Origin of the sequence: Gemmata sp., assembly GCF_051859125.1 — a bacterium.
Classification (GTDB): domain Bacteria; phylum Planctomycetota; class Planctomycetia; order Gemmatales; family Gemmataceae; genus Gemmata.
The window spans coordinates 1-4,491 of record NZ_JBHYGG010000186.1 but is presented as its reverse complement, the minus strand read 5'-3'; the positions used below and the strand labels follow the sequence as shown (position 1 = coordinate 4,491).

The following is a 4,491-nucleotide window of genomic DNA, read 5'->3' as shown; positions in this document are numbered from 1 at the left end:
ACAGCGCTATCTCCGGAAACTTGCCCCGGTTACAGATTCACCAGACAGAGCCTACGACCACTGGGCCGCCAACCGGGGCGACAACCTGTTCGAGCGGCGGGTCAACCGCCAGCGGGCCGACTACGACCCGCACCCGATCACCGGGGTCCTGCCGCGCGAGGTGGGCGCACTGTTCGGGGGCCGCCGGCCGGGTCCCGAGTACACGCCGGACTGCCCCCGCACCGCGGCCGACGTGGCGGGGAAGGTGGCGGCGCTCGGCGCGTGGGTCGCGGCGGCAGAGGCGGGGGCCTACGACGACGTCGGCGACCGGGCCTGGGTCGCCGAAGTTCGCGAGGAACTCGTCGGGCTCGTCCTCAGGCTGCGGCAGTCGACTACTGCGTTCCGCGAAGAAGTGATTGCCGCACTCCGGTGTCTGGCGACCGCCGGTGCACCCGCGGAGCCGATAGCCCTGGCCGCGGAGCCGACGCCCCCGGCAGCACCTCCGACGCCCGCCCCTGGGGAGGTCGCCCCGGGGGCACCTCCCCCGTGGACCACTCCAGGTGGCGGGGTGGCTCCGGCGGCCGTTCCGGTCGCGGTGCCGGTTCCCCGAGACGCGTCGGTATCAAGTGCGCTACCGTTGCCCGCAGAGACGCGTGTCGTGCCCCACTGGGACGAGACCGCCCGGCGGCTCTGGTTCGGCGGCCAGCGCTGTAAGACGTTCAAGAAACCGGCCCCGGGCCAGGAAAAAGTCCTCGCGGCATTTGAGGAATTGGGGTGGCCTCAGGCCATCAAGGACCCGCTCGAACCGGGAAAACTGGGCCAGACCGTCGAGTCACTGAACGACAACCTATCGCACATCCGGTTCACCCGCAACGGGGCGGGAACGGGCATCTGTTGGGATCCCGTCTGATCACCGGCGCAACGCAGGTACACCTCCGGTAGATCGAACCGCGTGCGTGCGGAATGATACTTCGCGTCCACCCACACGGTGCGCGAGGTGCCACATGTCGACCAGCCCGATCCACTTGACCGTCTCCCAGATCGTCGCGCGTCTGCCCGGGTCCCGTGGCGCGAACCGTCTCCACCCCGCCACGGTGACGCGGTGGATCCTGGCCGGGTGCCGCGCCCGGGACGGCCGCCGGGTCAAGCTGGCCGCGACCCGGGCCGGATCCCGGTGGCTCGTCCGCGAGGCAGACCTCGAGGCGTTCTTCGACGCCCTCGGGGCCGAGCCGCCCGCGGTGCCGGTCCCGACCGTGAACACGTCCCGTGCGGAGAGTCGCAGCGCCGCGGCCGCCCTGGAGCTCCAGCGCCGCGGCGCGTAGCTCCACCCCGGTTGCGTGCCCACGCACCGGCTCGCCGCGTCGGGCGCTGCGCCCGGGGCGCATCCGATGAACGACGACACACAGCCCCGAGTTGTTTCGACCGAGGTGTCCGCGATGGCCGGGCCGCTCCCGCACGGCTCTGAGCCCACGCCCTGGTCCGGGTCGGCGGCTCCAGCAAGCGGACCCTGCGGAGCGGCATTCGGGTCGCGAAGGAGATCACCCGGATCCGGCCGCACGGCCGGTGCGGAGCGCCGTGGGCGCGGTCCAGTACATCTTCAAGGACCTCGACAACCGGCAGAAGCAGGCCGACTTGCCGGCCCCGAAAGCTCGCGGCCGGCTGATCACGACGTCCCCCAAGTTGTTGGCCCGCCCGCTCAAGGCCCTCTGGGCCGAGTTCCGCGACCGCCGGCCCGCGGCACGCGAGCGGGCTCGGATCCGGTAGCCGCTCCGGTTCCCCACCGAGGTCCAGCGCACAGCCTGAGCCCGTGCATGGATGGAGTGGGTCCTGAACACGCCTTTCCCCTCGGAGCACGATCATGAAACGCGATGCAGCAGACGGCGAGCAGGGCGGCGAGTCTCCCCCGTCGACCCCGGCTCGGCTCACGAGCCGGCCCGGCGCACCGGCGGCCGAAGTCCCGGTCACCGAGGACGAGGCCCTGGACGTGGGAGACGGTGCCCGCGCGCGGTTGGAGATGAGGGGTTCGTCGGAGCGGGCGGCCGTGCTCAACCTCTTGCGTGACCGAATTGCGCGCCAGACGCCGCGCACGCCCACCCGCACCGCCGCCTTCGCCGGCAAGCGGGCCGTCTTCTACCTCGCGCCGGTGTTCTTTGACAACATGGAGCTGATCCCGGCCGACATCCGGTGGGAGTGCGCGTACTTCGCGCACCTGCTCCACTGGCAGTACGCGATGGGCCGCGCCGACGACTGCGGCCGGGTCCGCCTCGCGCAGCGGCGGCTGCGGGAGGTCATCCCCGAGACCAAGCTCCTCCGGGTCAAGGAGGCCCTGCTGCGGACCGACCTGCTGCCGGGGGGCCCGGTCATGTCCACGGACGGCTACTACACCGCCGGCCGCCACGCCACCGCCTACCGCCTCTGTAGCGGGTACCACCACACCGAGAAGCACCACTGCGAGGACCACCGGATCAACCGACAGATCTCCAGGCTCGACGCGAAGTACCGCGGCGGCCTGGACCGTACCGTCCAAAACTTGCGGGAGTGGCACGAGCGACTCGGCACCGACCTGGACGCGAGCGCGATCCTCCCGGCCTGTGCGGACCTGGTCCCGCAGAGATCGCGGCGGTCGGCCCGGGGTGTCGCCCAGTCCTTGGAGCAACGCACCGCCGACTACCGCACGAGCACCGCGTCCATGGTCCGCCGGTGGGCGGCCGGGGACGGGTGGTTCGTGCGGGACCAGTTCGGCCGCATCCACACGCCGTTCACGAACTTGCCTCGCCCCCTGCGTCCGCAGCTGCGCTACCACGGCCGGGCCATCATCGGCGTCGACGTCGGCGCGATGCAGATGGTCTGCGCGTACCTGCTGGCCGTGTGGTGGTACCGGGACCCGTCGGTGCCGGAGCGGATGGTGCGGGCGACGTTCCCCGAGTCCGGGAACCCCTACGCCCGCCGGTACTGGAACAGCCTCAAGGACCGCGCCAAGGTGCCGGCCGACGTCCGAGCGTTCCTGGTGTCGTGCGTTTCCGGGCGGATCTACGACCCGGCGGAGTGGGGCGTGGAGGGGGTGACGCGGGACCGCCTGAAGCGGACCGTGCTGGTCCTCGTCATGGACCGGAACCGCAGGAGGTCCCCGCTGGAGAGGACGATCGCCGGGCGGTTCCCGGGTGTCTTCCGGGTGCTCCGGGCGCTGAAGCGCGTCACGCCCGGGCACGCCCGGCGGGAGGGCCGGGACTACTCGCACGAGACGCACAAGCGGGTCGCGCACCTGCTCCAGAACCTGGAGAGCAACATCATGCACCGGGTGCTCAAGATCGTCTTCAAGGAGCGGCCCGACGCCCCCGTCTGGACCCGCCACCACGCGATCTACACCGTCGGCGAGGACAGCCGCCGGTTCCTCCGCGAGGCCTTGAGCCGCGTCTTCGCGGACCTGGGCGTCGCCCCGTCGCTCAAGGACTGTTGAGGCGCCCGGCGGGCGGGGAACCGGGTGAAGATCGTGCGCGATCCTAAATTGCGAACCCACAAGGCGTTAAGTTCACCTCTTGGCACTTACATAGACTTGTTGGTCGTGGTGTGGTGTGGAGGGGATGTGTGACTGGGTTAGGTGGGGTGTGGTCCCGTGCTACGTCCCCTCGGTAAGGGCTGGCTTTGGTTCCTGCTGCCCGCAGGGTGTGGCTCGCACGGGGCGACCCTGGTCCGCGAGGTCGGGTCCTGGCGGCAAAGGTTCCGGTCGCGCTCCTGCGTCCGTTTCGACGCCCGGGAGCACAACACGGCACCGCAAAACCCCTATGAAAGGCCTATTATGACATATCAAATTATCCTTGTACAAGGCTAATGCAAGGCTAATGCAAGGCTAAATCAATCGTGCCGATTCGCCCCCTCAAAGTGGGCGAACGGCGACTGGCTGGACTCGGCCGGCGGCCAGTAGGCGAACACGATCCGTTCGATCGTGCTGAGCTCGGCACTCCACGGCCACACCGGTCGGCACTCGCAGCCCCCCGGAGCAGTTGCCGCCTCGCGCCAAAGGAACCATCAGGGAAAATAAGGTATTGCGCGCGATGAAGCACGCGCATTGGCCGGCTTGAAGGGCGCGCGCCGGGCCGCGCCACCGCCGCAACGACCGACCCCAACCCCGGCTCGGCGGGTATGATGTCCCCAACAAGATATGGCCAGATCCGCGGCATGCGGGCATCATCTCGGCCACGTTACGTACGGGAACCCATGCCCCTGATCGGTGACTCACCTGCCAGGGCTTTGCCTCCCCGGGCTCGCCGAAAAAATGCCAGTGTCAACGTATTTCGGTGCGGCGGTGTTCTGTATAATAATTTTGTGGAATCGACCGCCTTAAACGCTCGCGTGCTCGGTTCCGCACCCCGGCACCGGCGGGCACCCGGACCCGGCGCCCGCCGTCCCGCACGACCAGGGCGAAGCCGCCCGGACCCGGTCGCAGGGGCGGGGCGAGAGGCGTGTGCGGCGGGCACGGTCGACGTGTGACGCGAGGGAGACATGACAGCGTTC

3 protein-coding genes and 1 pseudogene are annotated in these 4,491 nt (G+C 69.8%); all 4 read left to right on the top strand.

Annotation, left to right across the window (positions count from 1 at the left end; translation table 11 throughout):
* A pseudogene (locus ACTIGN_RS16445) lies at positions 1–889 on the top strand (hypothetical protein); the annotation flags it as partial.
* Positions 890–983: 94 nt separating this feature from the next.
* Positions 984–1,301: a helix-turn-helix domain-containing protein gene (locus ACTIGN_RS16440; protein WP_439625728.1), complete on the top strand. Its 318-nt coding sequence runs from the start codon at positions 984–986 to the stop codon at positions 1,299–1,301.
* Positions 1,302–1,554: 253 nt separating this feature from the next.
* Positions 1,555–1,743: a hypothetical protein gene (locus ACTIGN_RS16435; protein ID WP_439625726.1), complete on the top strand. Its 189-nt coding sequence runs from the start codon at positions 1,555–1,557 to the stop codon at positions 1,741–1,743.
* 94 nt (positions 1,744–1,837) lie between these two features.
* Positions 1,838–3,436: a hypothetical protein gene (locus tag ACTIGN_RS16430; protein WP_439625724.1), complete on the top strand. Its 1,599-nt coding sequence runs from the start codon at positions 1,838–1,840 to the stop codon at positions 3,434–3,436.
* Positions 3,437–4,491 lie beyond the last annotated feature (1,055 nt).

Coding starts and splice junctions, on each gene's coding strand:
- ACTIGN_RS16430 (WP_439625724.1), top strand. CDS start 1,838: ATGAAACGCGATGCAGCAGACGGCGAGCAGGGCGGCGAGTCTCCCCCG.
- ACTIGN_RS16440 (WP_439625728.1), top strand. CDS start 984: ATGTCGACCAGCCCGATCCACTTGACCGTCTCCCAGATCGTCGCGCGT.